The sequence below is a fragment of the Eubacterium sp. MSJ-33 genome, assembly GCF_022174665.1.
In the GTDB taxonomy this organism is placed as follows: Bacteria; Bacillota; Clostridia; order Lachnospirales; family Lachnospiraceae; genus Coprococcus_C.
Window position 1 is genome coordinate 814,840 of the sequence record NZ_CP076562.1, and the last position, 15,934, is coordinate 830,773.

Below are 15,934 nucleotides of genomic sequence, written 5' to 3' on the forward strand. Positions count from 1 at the left end.
AAATATTATAACAAATTTACAATCTAACTTCCATAAAAAAGCAGATGCAAAATCAATTTGCGTCTGCCTTCTCTACATTATGTGAACAAAAAAAGATGTACCGAATCGTTTACATGATTCGATACATCTCGGATTTTCCCTCTTATTCCAAAGACAAAATATAATAATAGATTGGCTGTCCGCCCGCATGGGCTTCCACTTCAAAATCAGGGTAAGCTGCCTGTACGGCTTCTACAAGTGCATTTGCTTTTTCCTCTTCAACATCACTGCCGTAGTAGATGCTCAGAAGCTCGGAATCTTCATCTGCCATTGCACCGATCAGATCCTTTACCACCTCCGTGATATCCTGTCCAACCGCCTGGATACCCGCATCATCAATACCCATATAATCACCGGTCTTGATTTCCTTGCCATCGATGGAAGTATCGCGCACAGCATAAGTAACCTGTCCGCTCTTCACTGCCGTGATTGCATCCTCCATACCTGCCTGATTCGCCTCTGCAGTTGCACCCTCATCAAAGGAGATTAGTGCACTGATTCCCTGCGGGATCGTCTTCGTCGGAATGACAATAACCTTCTTCTCTTCTTCAATCTCAGCTGCCTGATTGGCTGCTAAGATAATATTCTTGTTGTTCGGGAACACAAATATGGTTTCTGCATTTACCTTGGAAATTGCATCTAACACATCCTCCGTACTTGGATTCATCGTCTGTCCACCTTCGATGATATGATCAACACCGAGATCCTTAAAGATGTCATTTAAACCTTCTCCGACAGAAACTGCCACAAAACCAAATGGTTTCTTCGGTTCTTCCTTCTTTGCTTCCTGTGCAGCTTCCTGCTCGGCTGCCTTCTTGCGATCCTGCTCGTGGATGACCTTCTCCTTGTGTTCCTCACGCATATTGTCTATCTTCATACTCGTAAGTGAACCATATTCCAGTCCCTTCTCAAATGCAAGTCCCGGATGGTTCGTATGCACATGCACCTTAACAATCTCATCATCGGATACAACTACGAGCGAATCACCAATAGAAGTCAAAAACTCCTTGAACTTTGTTTCAATCTCTGCATTGTATTCCTTTTCGAGCATAATGATAAATTCGGTACAATAACCATATTTGATATGGGATGTATCAATCTCTTCGGAAGACATTGTCTGCGTCTTCGCTGCACCACCGGATGTAAGAGGCTCATTGATCACTTCTTTTCCTGTCAGACCATTATACGCACCTGTTAAAAACTCCATCAGGCCCTGTCCGCCGGAATCAACCACGCCTGCTTCCTTTAATACCGGCAGCAACTCCGGTGTCTGTTTTAACACTTCATTACCATGGTCAAGAATCTCCTGTCCGAGTGTCTCAAAATCCATATCCATCTCAGAAAGCTCCACCGCCTTCTCCGCAACACCCTTTGCCACGGTCAGGATTGTTCCTTCCTTCGGCTTCATAACTGCCTTATATGCGGTCTCTACAGCACGTACAAATCCTTCAGAAAGTACTGATACTGTAATCTGCTTCTTGCCTTTGATTTCCTTACAGAAACCACGCAGAAGCTGAGATAAGATAACGCCTGAATTTCCTCTTGATCCCCGCAGGGAACCGCTTGAAATTGTCTTGGAAAGCTCATCCATAGACGGATTTTCAAGTGCACTTACCTCTCTGGCAGCTGCCATGATTGTAAGTGACATATTGGAACCGGTATCACCATCCGGTACCGGGAATACGTTCAATTCATTGATATAATCTTTATTTTTCTCTAAGTTATATGCGCCAGCAATAAATGCTTTCTGTAACAACTGGGCATCAATTACCTTTGTAGCCACTTTGTCTATCCTCCTGATTTATACGTGTTTATTAATCTATCACGCGAACACCCTCAACATAAATGTTGATTGCCTTCACCTTCATACCTGTCATCTCTTCGATGGAATACTGTACAGTACTAATCAGATTATCACATACTGTTGAAATACTGACACCATATGCCACAATAATGTGGAAATCAATAGATAACTCATTATTCTCACCGATCACTACATTGACACCCTTGCTGATACTGTCGCCCTTCAACAGCTTTGCAATACCATCCTTCATGCTGATGGTTGCCATACCAACAATACCGAAGCACTCCAATGCAGCATGTCCTGCGTACTGGGCAATTACTTCATTCTCTATAATGATTTCACCGTTTTCATTCGATAAATAACCCTTCATGCGTTTACCTCCGTTTCCGTGATAAGCCGGACTGCCTCCGGCTATATAAAGTCATATAATGGCATTATACCCTTTTTAACAGGATTTAGCAACTTTTACCTGCTATGCATTTTTTTATATTTGTCGTTGGAATATATAGAAAATCACGTTTACTGACACACATAAAAAAAACAGCATATCAATATGCTGTTTTTTTACTATCTGCTTAGGCTCTCTCAACCTTACCAGACTTCAAGCACTGTGTGCAAACATAAATCTTCTTAGGAGTACCGTTAACTACTGCCTTCACAGACTTGATGTTTGATTTCCACATTCTGTTTGATCTTCTATGAGAATGGCTCACATTGTTACCGAAATGAGCTCCTTTTTCACAAATACTACACTTTGCCACCGTTAGCACCTCCTTGACAAATATTAAGCCCTACCTGCATATTTCTTCTTTGCGGGCTCACAACATAGGCTATTTTACCAAATAACTTTTCAATATGCAAGAAAAATTTCTATATTTTTCAATTTTTTTGAAAAAAATTATTATATTCGGATTTTCCTGTCCTATTTCACCATAGATAACTGGATTCGATGTTTGTCAAGATCGACACTCAGCACCGTCACATCCACAATATCTCCAACGGATACAACTTCAAGCGGATGTTTGATATATTTGTCTGACATCCGAGAGATATGCACAAGACCATCCTGATGCACACCGATGTCAACAAATGCTCCAAAATCAATGACATTTCGAACAGTTCCCTTTAATTCCATGCCGGGTTTTAAGTCCTTCATCTCGAGTACATCGCTTCGAAGAATCGGCTTTGGCATCTCCTCTCGCGGATCTCTGCCGGGCTTTTCAAGTTCCTTCACGATATCGACAAGCGTCGGTTCACCAATACCAAGCTCATCCGCAAGCTTCTTCTTATCCTTTGTTTTCTTGCCGATCCCCTTCATTCCACCATGCTTGATATCATCCTCGGATACACCGATCTTCTCCATCAAAGCCTTGGCCGCCTCATAGCTTTCCGGATGAACACTTGTCGCATCAAGAGCCTCACTTCCGCCATGAATCCGTAGGAATCCGGCACACTGTTCATATGCCTTCGGTCCAAGCTTCGGAACCTTCAGAAGGTCTTTCCGGTTTCTGAAACTTCCGTTTGCCTCCCGGTATGTCACGATAGATTTTGCCAAAGTCTTATTGATACCGGACACATACGAAAGCAGTGCCGGGCTGGCCGTATTCAAATCAATTCCGACCGAGTTTACACAATCTTCTACAACAGTGTTAAGCGCATTGCCAAGGTTTTTCTGGTTCATATCATGCTGGTACTGTCCGACACCGATGGATTTCGGATCAATCTTCACAAGTTCTGCCAAAGGATCCTGAATTCTTCTTGCAATACTTGCCGCACTTCTCTGCCACTCATCGAAATCCGGAAATTCTTCGGTTGCTTCCTTGCTGGCTGAATAGATGGATGCACCCGCTTCATCTGTAATCACATATTTTAAGTCCACATCCAGTTCCTTCATCAGCTCGACGATCATCGCCTCTGATTCCCGGCTGGCAGTACCATTTCCAAGCGAAATAAGTGTTACATGGTATTTTGCAATCAGATTCTTTAATACCTGTTTTGCCGCATCGTAGTTTCTCTGTCCTTTTGTCGGATAAATAATAACAGTATCAAGCACTTTTCCGGTCTCATCGACAACTGCAAGTTTGCTTCCGTGTGCAAATCCGGGATCCCAGCCAAGTACAACCTGACCGGAGATTGGCGGCTGCATCAGAAGCTGATGCAGATTCTTGCCAAATACGCTAATCGCACCTTCTTCTGCCTTCTCTGTCAGCTCATTTCGTATCTCACGCTCGATAGCAGGCGCGATCAAACGATCATAGCTGTCCGTAATTGCCTCATACAGATAACTTGCACTGTCATGCTTCATATTTCCAATAATCTGCTTTACAAGCCAAAGCAGTATCTCCTGTCTTGGTGCTTCAACCTTGACGGTCAAGAATTTCTCTGTCTCTCCTCGGTTGATTGCCAAGATTCTGTGACCAACCAGCTTCTTGATTGGCTCTGAGAAATCATAATACATCTCGTAAACAGAATCCGCATCCGCATCCTTCGCCTTTGCAACGAGACTTCCACTCTCCTTCGTCATCGCACGAAGCTTCGTCCGGTAATCTGCATTATCCGCATACACCTCAGCAAGAATATCTTTTGCACCGTCGATTGCATCCTGCACGCTTTCTACGCCTTTTTCTGCATCGACAAAAGCTGCTGCCTCTTCCTCGATTGTCTTTGTCGTCTCCTGTGCACGTAAAATCTCTGCAAGAGGTTCCAGACCCTTCTCCTTGGCAATCGTTGCTCTTGTCCGGCGTTTCGGACGGTATGGACGGTATAAATCCTCAAGCGCTACCATTGTCATCGCCGCACCGATTTGTTTCCTCAATTCATCTGTCAGCTTGCCCTGTTCTTCAATCGTTGCAAGCACAGATGTTTTCTTCTCCTCTAAGTTTCGCAGATAAATCAGTCGCTCAGATAAAGCTCGCAATTGCTCATCATTTAAGGAACCTGTCACTTCCTTCCGGTATCTTGCGATAAACGGAATCGTTGCACCCTCGTCGATAAGTTCCACCGACTTTTCCACCTGTACTTTCTTAATCTGTAATTCATCTGCGATTATCTGTAATATATCCATGTTGTCTCTCCTGTTATTCTTTGTAAAATTCTGGGATAAAGCTTTCTTTTGCCACTTCTCCCTCCTGATAAAATGCCTGTTCCACACCCAGGTTCACTGCATAATCAATCAGCCTGCGGTACGATTTCCGACGAACTCTGTTTCCAAGTTCCGGAAACCTTACCCCGATATCGCCAATTGGTGTGTACTGGCTCATCATACTAATATAGATTTGATTTTCATATGTCTCATAGAGATACCGCACGATCTTCTCTGCTTCTAACAAATGCTCCGGCAGTAACATATGACGTACAATCACGCCCTGCCGAATATACACATTCTCGGCATCAAAAACAACTTTACCACACTGGCGTACCATTTCCGCAATTGCAGACTTCGCCACCTCCGGATAATCCGGTGCATGGGAATACTTCATTGCTGTCTCTGCATCCATATATTTCATATCCGGCAGATAAACATCCACCAGTCCTTCTAACATATGCAGGGCTTCCACCTGTACATAACCGCTCGTATTATAGATAAACGGCAAGGAAAATCCATACTGCTTTGCCTGCCGGATTGCCTGTGCCACCTGTGGGATAAAATGATCAGCTGTCACCAGATTGATATTCGCTGCGCCTTGCGCTTCCAATTCATAGAATATCTGTACCAGTTCTTCCACCGTAATCCGTCTTCCGGCACCTCCGTCTGAGATTGCATAATTCTGACAATACACACAATGAAGCGGACATCCGGTAAAAAATACCGCACCGGACCCCTTCTCACCGGAAATACACGGTTCCTCCCACATATGCAGTGCCGCCCTTCCAATCCGCAATATTGCAGTCTCTCCACAGACACCAATCTCGCCTTCCACACGTTTTTTCTTACAATTCCGCGGGCACAATGTACAGACCAAACTCCCTGTATCTTTTTTCATATTCTTCCTCTGACTGTTATCTATATTATTTACCCTTCAGCTCATGTTCCCTGTGTAATTCCAGTCTGCGCGGTCGTTCAATCGTAATATACCACTTCACCACAGATGCTCCAATGATTACCACATATCCAATCACACTCAGATAATCCGGGATCTGGTCTAAAAACAGGAATCCCCACAATGCCGTAAAAAGCACGATAGAGAAATCATACACCGATATTTCCTTTGCCGGCGCATACGAATACGCCTTCGTGATAAATATCTGACCTCCAGCCGCTGAAATTCCTGTACAAATCAGAAACAGCCATTGAAGACCGCTCATCGGCTGATACTGAAACACAAAAAACGGCAATGTCACCAAACAGGAAAAGGCAGAGAAAAATAATACAATAATCATGCTGTTTTCTCCGCGCTGTCCCAGTTTTCGGACAAATGTATACGCAAAACCGGCACCAAATCCACCGAGCGCACCAACAAGTGCCGGCATAACCTCCATGCTCATCGTCGGCTTCACGACAAGCAGCATTCCAACAAATGCGGCTGCCACTGTCACCCAGTCCAGCTTACTTGCGACCTCCTTCAAAACAAAGAACGAGCAAATGATGGCAAAAAACGGTGATAGTTTATTGAGCATGGAAGCATCCGAGATAGAAATATGATCGACCGCATAAAAGTTGCAGATTAATCCGCAGGTACCTCCAATAGCACGGCAAAACAGATACTTTAGATTTCCCTTCCCGATTCGAAACGGCTGATGTGCCCTTACCAATGCTGTAATTGCAATCAGCATGGCAACCAGATTCCGAAAGAAACATTTCTGCATCGTCGGCACATCTCCGGCCAACCGGATAAATAAACTCATAAGAGAAAAACAAAATGCAGATAACAAAATGCATACGATTCCCTTTTTACTCTTTTCCACGCATCTCACTTCCTGTCTCACTCATCCAACATGTATTTATCTACCATCAAATATAGTTATTAACGACAATATACAATCTCAACATCCTCAATTGCCTTTGCGATCAAAGCCTCTACTTTGCCTTGAAGTGCCTTCTCAGACTCTAAAATCTGCTCCATCTTCGGCTTTGTAACTGGATGCTGTGCCACAAACGTTGTACAACAATCCTCATACGGAAGGATTGACGTCTCGTAGGTTCCGATTTTCTCCGAGATATCAATAATCTCCTGCTTATCCATACCGATACATGGACGGAATACCGGAAGCTTATCGATTGCACTGTCAATGACGAGCAGACTCTGTGTTGTCTGGCTCGATACCTGACCGATACTCTCTCCGGTGATCAGGCACTGACAGTCTTCTTTTAATGCAATCTCCTGTGCGATCTGATACATAATCCGCTTCATGATGATTGTCAGCTCATCATGCGGGCAATTATCATAGATAGCAAGCTGTACATCTGTAAACGGCACAACATGTAGTTTGATTACCCCTGAATATTTTGACACAATCTTTGCAAGGTCGATAACCTTTGTACGTGCCTGTTCACTTGTAAATGGTGGCGCATGGAAATACACTGCCTCGATTTCCACACCTCGTTTGGCAATCATATATGCCGCAACCGGACTGTCGATACCTCCTGACAAAAGCGTCATGCCCTTTCCGTTCGTGCCGACCGGAAGTCCGCCCGGTCCCGGAATAATCTGGGAATAAATATATGTGACATTCCGTACTTCCACATTGATAAATACATCCGGCTTATGAATATCGACCGTCATATCCGGATACGCATTTAATAAATCTGCACCCAGATCACAGTTTAACTCCATCGAAGTCTTTGGAAATGTCTTATTATTTCTTCTTGCATTTACCTTGAATGTAAAATGCTTGTCATTATATTCTTCCGCCACATGTGCAACGACTGCCTCTGAGATTGCTTCATAGTTTAACTCCTCCACAACCTTGACCGGGCAGACACCTACGATACCGAAGATCGTTGTAAGCACCTTCATCACATCATCATAATCATAGTCTGAAAATGCTTCCACGAAAATACGTCCATATTCCCGCCGCACCTCGAATTTACCGAGCGGCTTTAAACGTGCACGCATACGCTTACACATAATTTCCTCGAATACGTAACGGTTCTTTCCCTTCGTACCGATCTCCGCATATTTAATCAAAAACATTTTATACTGCATACTCATCCTCATTTCTTATTTTTTCCTTGTGTATCTTCGAAGCATCGGCAATGTTTCTTTCAATACACCGATACAATAATCAACCTCTTCTTTTGTATTCCACTCACAAAAGCTAAATCGGAGTGTTGATTCTAGCTGTTCCTGTGACAGACCGATTGCTGTTAATACATGACTCACCTGCGGCTTATTCGAAGAACAGGCAGACCCCGCGGATACATAGATTCCCTTATCTCCGATCGCACGCATCAGCACTGCCGCACGCACCCCTTCAAAACTGATACTTGCGATATGCGGTGCCTCACCGGAATGGTCATACACCCCCTCGATCTTCGTTACTTCCGACACAAGGTAATCCCTTACCTCTCGTACATGCTGCATCTTCGCCTCATGATCCGTATAGATCAACTCTGCCGCAAGCCCCATCCCTGCAATTCCCGGCAGATTCTCTGTGCCCGAACGCATAAAATTCTGCTGTCCACCACCATAGATGATTGGACGAATCAATGTCTTATCCTTGATATATAATGCCCCGCTTCCTTTTGGACCATGTATCTTATGTCCACTTACAGAAAGCAGATCCACACCTAACTGCTTCGGAGAGAATTTTAACTTTCCATATGCCTGCACAGCATCTACATGCACCAACGTCTGTGAATTGTTCGCCTTCACCATCTTCACCAATTGCTCGATTGGCTGAATTGTTCCAATCTCATTATTTACATACATGCAACTGACAAGTATCGTATCTTCACGCAAAAGCTTTGCCAGACTTTCCAAGTCCACTTTACCGTCGGAACCAACCGTAAGAAAACTGATTTCAAAGCCTTCCTTCTGCAAAAAATCCACCGTAGAAAGTACAGACGCATGCTCGATCGGCGTAGTAATAATATGTTTTCCTGCCCGGCGATGCGCCAGTGCCGCACCGATCAGAGCAAGGTTATTTGCCTCTGTACCACCCGATGTAAATACGATTTCTTTCGGCATACATTTGAGCGTCCTTGCCACCTGTTCTGTCGCAGTACGCTCATAATCCTTCGCTGTTAATCCTTTCTTATGCTGCGATGACGGATTTCCATAATCCACATCCAACAGCGTCATCATCCGTTCTTTTACCTCCGGAAATACAGCCGTTGTCGCTGCATTATCAAAATAGCATTCCATTCTTATTTCCTTCTATCCATTCTACTTTCCATCTGAAACATTAAAATCGACAAAACAGCAAGCCCTGCTGTCTCTGTTCGTAAAATACGATTTCCAAGTGTGATGATCTTCGCGCCGGCGTCTTTTGCCGCATCAATTTCTTCCTTGGCAAATCCACCTTCCGGTCCGATAAATATCCCGATTGACGCTCCGTCTGCAAGATTTGCAGCCTGCGTAACCATCTCCTGTGCATAGGCAATTCCATCTGCACTCTCATATGGCACAAGCAGAAAATCAAAACTTTCCGCGTACTGCAGTGCTTCCCGAAAGGTCATAAATCCAGCCACCTCGGGTATAATCCCGCGTCCAGACTGCTTCGCGGCTGATTCCGCGATCATCTGATAACGTTCCCGTTTCTTATCCTTTTTCTTATCTTCCAGCTTCACAACCGTTCGTTTCATCATCACCGGAACAATCTGTGCTGCTCCAAGTTCCACTGCCTTCTGAATGATAAATTCCATCTTATCAGACTTTGGCATTCCCTGAAACAGCGTGATCTTACACGGAAGTTCTGCCGCATTCTGATTGATATCCACAATCGTTGCATAGACATATTCTTTCGATATCTCCGCAATCTCACATTCATATTCTTTGCCTGCGCCATCACATATCGTGATTGCATCTCCCATCGACAAACGAAGAACATTTTTTATATGATTCACATCTTCGCCGGTAATGGTTATGCCGGTCTGCGCATCCTGACAATCTTCCACATAAAATCTCGGCATACTGAAATGTACCTCCTATATTTCTGCACGTTCCCTATCATACCGCATCTAGTAAGGTTTTGAAAGATATTTTTTGAAATAATCCTGCATATAAAAAAATCGAGTACGTTACATACCCGATTTTATTATTTCATATTCTTTTTTTTCCAATCACAGATACCCAATCGTTCATATGCACGACATCGATAACTTCGAAGCCATTTGCAATCATTGCATCTGTGACATCTTTTTCCTTCACATCCAAAATCCCGGATGTAATGAAATATCCATCATCCTTTAAATATGACCCAATCACTGCTGAGAGTGGTACGATTACATCTGCCAGAATATTGGCAACAACAATATCATACTGTCTGTCTGCATCCAGATGCTGTGTTTCCTTAATCGTCGAACGATCAAGCTGGAATGTCGTTCCCTTGCCAATATAATTATCTGCAAGCAGATTTCCACAGGAGAACTTAATCTTATCCTCACCCATATGATTGAGCTTCGCATTTTCTTCACTCGCCCGTACAGCAAGCTCATCAATATCCATGCCATGTACAAAGCCTGCACCAAGTCTTGACGCAATCATGGATAAGATCCCGCTGCCACAGCCGACATCAAACACCGTATCGCCCGGCTTTAAGTATTTCTTTATCTGTCCGATACAGAGTTTCGTTGTCTCATGGGAACCTGTTCCAAATGCAATCCCGGGATCGATCTCAATCACAATATCATCCGGTTTCGCATCTTCGACTGTCTCCCATGTCGGTTTAATTACAATATCATCGTAGAGACGGATTGGATGGAAAAACTGCTTCCAGTTGTTCATCCAGTCTTTGTCCTCTGTATTCGAAAGTGTTATGTTCTTGCTGCCTACCGGTATAAACGTTTCAAGGCGGGTAAGCTCTGCAGCTATATCCGCCCTTAACGTTTCTATATTGAAAGAGTCGTCTATGTAGCAGGAAACCTTTGCAGTTCCATCATCCACGCCATCAACAAGCGGAATATCCACATACATAGCAGCCTTATCTTCCTCGGTAAGTGGCACATGATCTTCTATCATCACACCTTCCACACCCTTTTCATCTAAAAATGCAGAGATGAGATCAACAGCTTCCACCGTTGTATCGATGGTCAGTTTTGTCCACATCATTTTACCTTACCTATAATCCTTTTTTGAACCCTTTCTTTCTCTTATGATCACCAAAAATCGAAGAACCGGAAGATGCCGCATCCGTAGAAGAACGTGCATTCACCGTTGTATTGGCATACTGGTTCAAGATCGATTTCTGTTCTTCTGTCAGCTTATCCGGTACCTGAACAACCAGAGTGATGTAGTGATCACCACGTACTGTCTTGTTACGAAGTGTCGGAACACCCTTGCCCTTCAGTTTTACCTTTGTATCTGTCTGCGTACCCGGCTTAATCTCCAATTCATAAGGACCGTCAATTGTTGTAACGGTGATCTTGCCACCAAGCGCTGCCTGTGTAAATGTAATCGGCTCAGAAGAATAAAGATCATACTCCTGTCTCTGGAATCTAGGATCCCGATCAACAAGCACGGTTACAAGCAGGTCACCACGTTCACCGCCGTTGATACCCGGCTCGCCCTTTGCACGAATACGGATACTCTGACCATTGTCAATACCTGCCGGAATGGCAACCTGAATCTTCTTCTTACTCTTTACATAACCAGAACCTGCACAATTGCTGCACTTGTACTTGATAATCTTTCCTGATCCACCACAATCCGGACATGCGGATACAGTTCTTGCCATACCGAACAATGACTGCTGGGTATAGACAACCTGACCTTTTCCGGCACATTTGCTACAAGTCTCCGGCTGATGTCCCGGCTGCGCTCCTGTACCATGACAGACCGTACACTCATCTTTCAACGGAAGCTCCAGCTCTGTCTGTGTACCAAATACAGCATCTGTAAAACTTACACGTACGGTTGTCTTAATATTCGCACCCTTAACCGGACCATTGGACTGTCTCTGACGGCTGCCGCCACCGAACATATCTCCGAAGATATCTCCGAAGATATCTCCCATATCTGAGAAGTCAAATCCACCGAAGCCGCCCGGACCACCGCCCTGCTCGAATGCAGCATGACCATACTGGTCATACTTTGCACGCTTCTCAGGATCGGACAGTACAGCATATGCCTCTGCAGCCTCTTTGAACTTTTCTTCTGCTTCTTTGTCTCCCGGGTTTGTGTCCGGGTGATATTTTTTCGCTACCTTACGGTAAGCTTTTTTCAAATCCGCCTCGGAGACACCTTTCGTGACTCCGAGGACTTCATAATAATCTCTTTTATCAGACATCTGCACTCACCCTTATTATTCGTAATCTGCTTTTATCAACTTGCTCCCCGTCTTAACGCTTAGACTTCCTTGTAGTCTCCATCCACTACATCGTCTGAATAATCTGGTGTGCCTGTGCCTGTACCAGCGTTTGCACCAGGACCGTTCTGCTCATAGAGCTTTGAGAACAATTCCTGTGCGCTGTTCATCAATGTTTCCTTACCAGCCTTGATCTTCTCTACATCGTAGTCTGTCATGGCATCCGGATCTGTGCTCTCGATGATATCCTTCAAAGCCTTCAGATCAGCCTCTACCTTTGTCTTATCTGTTGCAGAAAGCTTATCTCCTACATCGGAAAGTGCTCTCTCTGTCTGGAATACCATAGCATCTGCATCGTTACGTACTTCGATTGCTTCCTTACGCTTCTTATCCTGTGCCTCGTACTCAGCAGCTTCCTTCACTGCTCTATCGATATCCTCATCGGAAAGGGATGTTCCGGATGTGATTGTGATATGCTGCTCACGACCTGTTCCAAGATCCTTTGCAGATACGTTTACAATACCGTTTGCATCGATATCGAATGTAACCTCGATCTGTGGAACACCACGTCTTGCAGGAGCGATACCATCCAGTCTGAAACGTCCAAGACTCTTGTTATCTCTTGCGAACTCACGCTCACCCTGTACGATGTTGATATCAACGGCATCCTGATTATCCTGGGCTGTTGAGAAAATCTGGCTCTTGTTTGTAGGAATCGTTGTGTTTCTCTCGATCAGGTGTGTAGCGATACCACCCATTGTCTCGATAGAAAGTGTAAGTGGTGTAACATCCAGCAGAAGGATTTCGCCGGCACCTGCATCACCTGCAAGCTTACCACCCTGAATAGAAGCACCGATTGCAACACACTCATCCGGGTTGATACCCTTGAATGGATCCTTGCCTGTCAGCTTCTTAACCATATCCTGAACAGCGATGATACGTGTAGAACCACCGACCAGAAGTACCTTATCAAGCTCTGCTGCTGTCAGATCTGCATCCTTCAATGCTGTCTGTACAGGAACTCTTGTCTTATCTACCAGATGTGCTGTCAGTTCATCAAACTTTGCACGTGTCAGATCCATATCAAAGTGCTTTGGACCGTCCTGAGTAGCTGTGATGAATGGAAGGTTAATGTTTGTTGTTGTAGCGGATGAAAGCTCTTTCTTTGCCTTCTCTGCTGCTTCCTTCAATCTCTGCATAGCCATCTTATCTGTTGAAAGGTCTACGCCCTCAGCCTTCTTGAACTCTTCGAGCATATACTGTGTAATTGCATTATCGAAATCATCACCACCAAGCTTGTTATCACCGGCTGTCGCAAGAACCTCGATGACACCGTCACCAATCTCAATGATAGATACATCGAATGTACCACCACCAAGGTCGTATACCATGATCTTCTGCTCTTCTTCGTTATCCAGACCATAAGAAAGAGCTGCTGCTGTAGGCTCGTTGATGATACGCTTTACATCAAGACCTGCGATCTTACCTGCATCCTTTGTTGCCTGTCTCTGTGCATCTGTGAAGTATGCAGGAACTGTGATAACTGCTTCTGTAACCGGCTCACCGATATAACTCTCGGCATCTCTCTTCAGCTTAGAAAGGATCATAGCTGAAATCTCCTGTGGAGAATACTTCTTACCATCGATGTCTACCTTGTAATCGCTGCCCATATGTCTCTTGATGGAAGCGATTGTCTTATCTGCGTTTGTAACTGCCTGACGCTTTGCTGCATCACCAACGACACGCTCTCCGGTCTTTGTAAATGCAACAACAGATGGTGTTGTTCTTGAGCCTTCTGCATTTGTGATAACAACCGGCTTACCACCTTCCATAACTGCTACACATGAATTTGTTGTACCTAAGTCAATACCAATAATCTTACCCATAATATTTTTCCTCCTAATTATTATCTTTTAAAATATACTAATTGATTTATTGTAAAAGGTTAATTTGCAACCTTTACCATGCTGTATCGCAACACCTGATCTTTGTACATATAGCCCTTCTGCATCTCTTCGGCTACAACGTTCTCTCCGAAATTCTCATCCTCCACATGTGTTACCGCATTGTGGTAATCCGGATCAAATGTTTTACCTTCTGCATCCATCGGCTTTACGCCAAGACTCTCAAGTGATACCATGAGCTGCCGATAGATCTTATCGACGCCCTGTTCAAATGCCCGGTCCATATCCTCTTCCGGAATACTAGAAAGGGCACGTTCCAAATTATCTACAACCGGAAGCAACTTCTCTAAAACTTCCTTTGCTCCGATGTCGTACATTTTTTTGGATTCCTTCTCGTTTCGCTGACGCATGTTCTCGAACTCTGCCAGCAGGCGCTTATATTTCTCTTCGTTGCCGGCTGCCAGCTCCTTTGCCTTCTCCAGCTCGAGCTGAAGAGCCTTGCTGCCTCTGCGGTTTCCTTTTGAAACCGGCTTTGGCTTTGCTGCCTCCGCTTCTTCCTTATTGTCTGCCGGAACAGTTTCTTCCTCGTTCACCTGCACGTCGGTTCCTTCTGTTACCGGAGCATCATCCACAGCCTTAACTTCTTCGACTGTCTCCGCTTCTTTATTTGCATTTACATTTGTCTTATTGGCCATTCTCATTCACCCCTTCGCCTTTCTTGAATATCTCATCGAGTTCGATTGTCAGATTCTTCAGTGTACTGACAACCTTCTTATAATCCATTCTCTTCGGTCCCAATATTCCAATTGTTCCCTTTGCGCCTTCCGGCATCTGGTAGGTCGCTGTAACAAGAGAGCAATCTTTCAGGCTTGGTGTCTCATCTCCAATATATACCTGAATTCCGGATTCGTTCGTCTTTCCGGTTGTCTCTTCCAGCAAATGGGATACTTCGTTCTTATCCTCGAGTTTCTCAAGCAATTCACTCGTCTTGGATATATCTCCAAGCTCCGGATACTTCAGAATATTCGTTGCACCGCTGGTATAAACCTCAAGTTCCTGTGCCTCATGTATTGCTTCCACAATCCCCTGGAAGATCTGGTCTAATATCTCACCGTACCCTCCGGACTGCTTCTTCATCGCCTGGATCATCTCCAGATTGATGTCCTCTAAGCTTGCACCTTGTAAGAAGGTATTCAATAAGATATTAAATTTCAGAACATCTTCATTATCAAGGTCTACATTGATGTGAATCATCTGATTCTTAATAATGTTACCCTCAACCACAATGACTGCCAGAAGTGTCTTATCATCTACAAGAGAAAGCTGGATAAACTTGACTGTCTTCTCGTAATTCGGTGCCGTAACCATCGTTGCATAATTGGTATTGTACGCCAGTACCTTCGCAACCTGCTTCAAGAGCACCTCCATGCGGTCCACCCGCTCTAACAGTGTGTCACGCTCCTGCTTTGCAACCTCTGCAAATTCTTCCTTCTCATCCATCAGCTGATCAACATAGAACCGATATCCGGCATCTGTCGGGATTCGTCCTGCCGATGTATGCGGCTGAATAATGTATCCCATTTCCTCCAGATCTGCCATCTCGTTCCGGATTGTTGCGGAACTTAAATTCAGATCGGTGTACTTTGAGATTGTTCTGGAACCTACCGGTTCCCCAGTCTCCAGGTAATTGGAAATAATGGCTTTCAGGATTTTCACCTTACGCTCATCTAATTCCATCTTATCACCTCTTTGAAAACTTGTTTATTTATTAGCACTCATT

Annotated in this window: 14 protein-coding genes; all 14 read right to left on the reverse strand. The window is 44.4% G+C overall.

The features are described 5' to 3' along the window. Positions 1 to 142 precede the first annotated feature (142 nt). Positions 143 to 1,822 (reverse strand): DAK2 domain-containing protein, encoded by a 1,680-nt coding sequence (locus KP625_RS03720; RefSeq protein WP_238299441.1) that lies wholly within the window; start codon positions 1,820 to 1,822, stop codon positions 143 to 145. A 31-nt stretch (positions 1,823 to 1,853) separates the two neighbouring features. After that, a complete protein-coding gene (locus KP625_RS03725) occupies positions 1,854 to 2,213 on the reverse strand; it encodes an Asp23/Gls24 family envelope stress response protein (RefSeq protein WP_177970527.1) in 360 nt (119 codons plus the stop codon). A gap of 205 nt (positions 2,214 to 2,418) precedes the next feature. Then, positions 2,419 to 2,604 carry a 50S ribosomal protein L28 gene (gene rpmB / locus KP625_RS03730; protein ID WP_117780688.1) on the reverse strand — a complete coding sequence of 62 codons (186 nt, stop codon included), beginning with the start codon at positions 2,602 to 2,604 and terminating at the stop codon, positions 2,419 to 2,421. Between the two features lie 161 nt (positions 2,605 to 2,765). Further along, on the reverse strand, positions 2,766 to 4,907 hold the full coding sequence (locus tag KP625_RS03735) for a Tex family protein (RefSeq protein ID WP_238299442.1): 2,142 nt from the start codon (positions 4,905 to 4,907) through the stop codon (positions 2,766 to 2,768). Between the two features lie 13 nt (positions 4,908 to 4,920). Continuing rightward, complete coding sequence (locus KP625_RS03740) at positions 4,921 to 5,826, reverse strand: radical SAM protein (protein ID WP_238299443.1); 906 nt, start codon at positions 5,824 to 5,826, stop codon at positions 4,921 to 4,923. 25 nt (positions 5,827 to 5,851) lie between these two features. Next, positions 5,852 to 6,748: a DMT family transporter gene (locus tag KP625_RS03745; protein WP_177971167.1), complete on the reverse strand. Its 897-nt coding sequence runs from the start codon at positions 6,746 to 6,748 to the stop codon at positions 5,852 to 5,854. 59 nt (positions 6,749 to 6,807) lie between these two features. After that, positions 6,808 to 7,989, reverse strand: a complete 1,182-nt coding sequence (thiI, locus tag KP625_RS03750; protein ID WP_238299444.1) for a tRNA uracil 4-sulfurtransferase ThiI — start codon at positions 7,987 to 7,989, stop codon at positions 6,808 to 6,810. A gap of 15 nt (positions 7,990 to 8,004) precedes the next feature. After that, positions 8,005 to 9,150, reverse strand: a complete 1,146-nt coding sequence (locus tag KP625_RS03755; protein ID WP_177969905.1) for a cysteine desulfurase family protein — start codon at positions 9,148 to 9,150, stop codon at positions 8,005 to 8,007. Between the two features lie 2 nt (positions 9,151 to 9,152). Then, positions 9,153 to 9,917: a 16S rRNA (uracil(1498)-N(3))-methyltransferase gene (locus KP625_RS03760; RefSeq protein WP_238299445.1), complete on the reverse strand. Its 765-nt coding sequence runs from the start codon at positions 9,915 to 9,917 to the stop codon at positions 9,153 to 9,155. Positions 9,918 to 10,047: 130 nt separating this feature from the next. Further along, entirely contained in the window at positions 10,048 to 11,055 is a 1,008-nt protein-coding gene (gene prmA, locus KP625_RS03765; RefSeq protein WP_238299446.1) for a 50S ribosomal protein L11 methyltransferase, read from the reverse strand. A gap of 10 nt (positions 11,056 to 11,065) precedes the next feature. Beyond that, positions 11,066 to 12,232: a molecular chaperone DnaJ gene (dnaJ, locus tag KP625_RS03770; protein WP_177969902.1), complete on the reverse strand. Its 1,167-nt coding sequence runs from the start codon at positions 12,230 to 12,232 to the stop codon at positions 11,066 to 11,068. 59 nt (positions 12,233 to 12,291) lie between these two features. Further along, on the reverse strand, positions 12,292 to 14,136 hold the full coding sequence (gene dnaK, locus KP625_RS03775) for a molecular chaperone DnaK (RefSeq protein ID WP_021984331.1): 1,845 nt from the start codon (positions 14,134 to 14,136) through the stop codon (positions 12,292 to 12,294). A 59-nt stretch (positions 14,137 to 14,195) separates the two neighbouring features. After that, positions 14,196 to 14,849 carry a nucleotide exchange factor GrpE gene (grpE, locus tag KP625_RS03780; protein ID WP_238299447.1) on the reverse strand — a complete coding sequence of 218 codons (654 nt, stop codon included), beginning with the start codon at positions 14,847 to 14,849 and terminating at the stop codon, positions 14,196 to 14,198. Next, the gene (gene hrcA, locus KP625_RS03785) at positions 14,839 to 15,891 is read right to left on the reverse strand and encodes a heat-inducible transcriptional repressor HrcA (protein WP_238299448.1); all 1,053 of its coding nucleotides are present in this window, start codon (positions 15,889 to 15,891) and stop codon (positions 14,839 to 14,841) included. The genes grpE and hrcA overlap by 11 nt, the downstream gene beginning before the upstream one ends. Positions 15,892 to 15,934: the final 43 nt, after the last annotated feature.

Coding starts and splice junctions, on each gene's coding strand:
- KP625_RS03725 (WP_177970527.1), bottom strand. CDS start 2,213: ATGAAGGGTTATTTATCGAATGAAAACGGTGAAATCATTATAGAGAAT.
- KP625_RS03735 (WP_238299442.1), bottom strand. CDS start 4,907: ATGGATATATTACAGATAATCGCAGATGAATTACAGATTAAGAAAGTA.
- KP625_RS03740 (WP_238299443.1), bottom strand. CDS start 5,826: ATGAAAAAAGATACAGGGAGTTTGGTCTGTACATTGTGCCCGCGGAAT.
- thiI (WP_238299444.1), bottom strand. CDS start 7,989: ATGCAGTATAAAATGTTTTTGATTAAATATGCGGAGATCGGTACGAAG.
- KP625_RS03755 (WP_177969905.1), bottom strand. CDS start 9,150: ATGGAATGCTATTTTGATAATGCAGCGACAACGGCTGTATTTCCGGAG.
- KP625_RS03760 (WP_238299445.1), bottom strand. CDS start 9,917: ATGCCGAGATTTTATGTGGAAGATTGTCAGGATGCGCAGACCGGCATA.
- prmA (WP_238299446.1), bottom strand. CDS start 11,055: ATGATGTGGACAAAACTGACCATCGATACAACGGTGGAAGCTGTTGAT.
- dnaJ (WP_177969902.1), bottom strand. CDS start 12,232: ATGTCTGATAAAAGAGATTATTATGAAGTCCTCGGAGTCACGAAAGGT.
- dnaK (WP_021984331.1), bottom strand. CDS start 14,136: ATGGGTAAGATTATTGGTATTGACTTAGGTACAACAAATTCATGTGTA.
- grpE (WP_238299447.1), bottom strand. CDS start 14,849: ATGGCCAATAAGACAAATGTAAATGCAAATAAAGAAGCGGAGACAGTC.
- hrcA (WP_238299448.1), bottom strand. CDS start 15,891: ATGGAATTAGATGAGCGTAAGGTGAAAATCCTGAAAGCCATTATTTCC.